Source organism: Mycobacterium angelicum (assembly GCF_002086155.1).
In the GTDB taxonomy this organism is placed as follows: Bacteria; Actinomycetota; Actinomycetes; order Mycobacteriales; family Mycobacteriaceae; genus Mycobacterium; species Mycobacterium angelicum.
In genome coordinates, this window is the sequence record NZ_MVHE01000207.1 from 1 (window position 1) to 1182 (window position 1182).

1 pseudogene is annotated in these 1182 nt (G+C 70.1%); it reads right to left on the minus strand.

Annotated features, from left to right (window positions below):
* Positions 1-1119: pseudogene (locus BST12_RS29025) on the minus strand (hypothetical protein); the annotation flags it as partial.
* Between the last annotated feature and the right edge of the window lie 63 nt (positions 1120-1182).

The window sequence follows — 1182 nt, forward strand, 5'->3', positions numbered from 1 at the left end:
GCTGACACCGGTGCTGGCGGGCGGGACGGGCGCCGGGGCTGAGGACTGCGCCGGCGAGGCTTGGTGCGGCGGGCGGTAATTCGCACCAGGGGAGTCAGCGGAGGTCGAGGGTGGTGGCGCGTGCTCGTGTTGGGCTGGTCGGGGATCGACAACCGGCGGTGGCGGGGCGGGGGTCTGCGATAGGGAGTGAGATTCGACCTGGGCCACCGGCGATGTTGGCACGGTCGCGGCTGCCCAGGCAGCGCCCAAATCGGCGGGGGTGGCGATCGCTTTGGCGGTCATCGAGATCGCGCCGGTGCTGAGCTGGGTTGCCATTGCGAGCATTCCCCCACCCAGCCCGGCCGCGCCGTCGACCGGGCCGGCACCGGCGATGCCACCACAACCGACACCGGATAGCACACCGCCCACCGGGGGCAGCGGCCACACCAGCGCCCCGCCGCCCGCCAACGCCCCACCGGATGGTGGCGGCGACACGGGCGGTGCCGGCGGGGAGGACACTGGCGGCGGTGAGATTTCGTGGATCAGCCGGTCGGCACCAGTCAACGCATCAATAATCGCTGGGCCGGCGGCGGTGACGGCGTAGTCGTCGCATTCTCCGTTAGGGGGGGTACTTGCCGCGGCCTGGACGACCCGAATGTGTCCGCGCACTGCGCCCTCGCCGCCCAGCTCGCCGGCGGCTTGGATCACCTCGGTGGCGGTCTGTACCTCCTGGCCGGTGAAGGCGCTCACCTGGGTGCGCAGCCTCGCCGCGATGGCCAGGGTAGTGGGCTGGCGGGCATACCAGCCCATCGAGGCGGGGGTAAACAGTGCATCGATGACTGACCAGTCCTCGCCGACGGTGAATCCAGACCGGTGGGCGCGCTCGACTTCGGACAGGATGGACTGTTGCTGTTGGTGCAGCAGGCTGGCACCATCCTGGGCGGTTGCCGCAGCGGCGTCGAGCAGCTGGGCCTCGTCCTCGGCAGTGGACACGTGTTGGGCCATTGCGGTTTTCATCGCTTCCCCGCCCTGGCCCGCCCAGTCCAGCGAGTCGGCTTGCGCGTTGATGGTGCTCACCACCGAGCGGCGGCGCGCTGCCAAATCACGCCAGTGCGCGGCGTGCTCGACCAAGTGAGACACGTCGTAGGGGTTGTGTCCACGAGAGTGGTGTACGAGTCGGGCCCTGAGTTGATGGACCGGCGT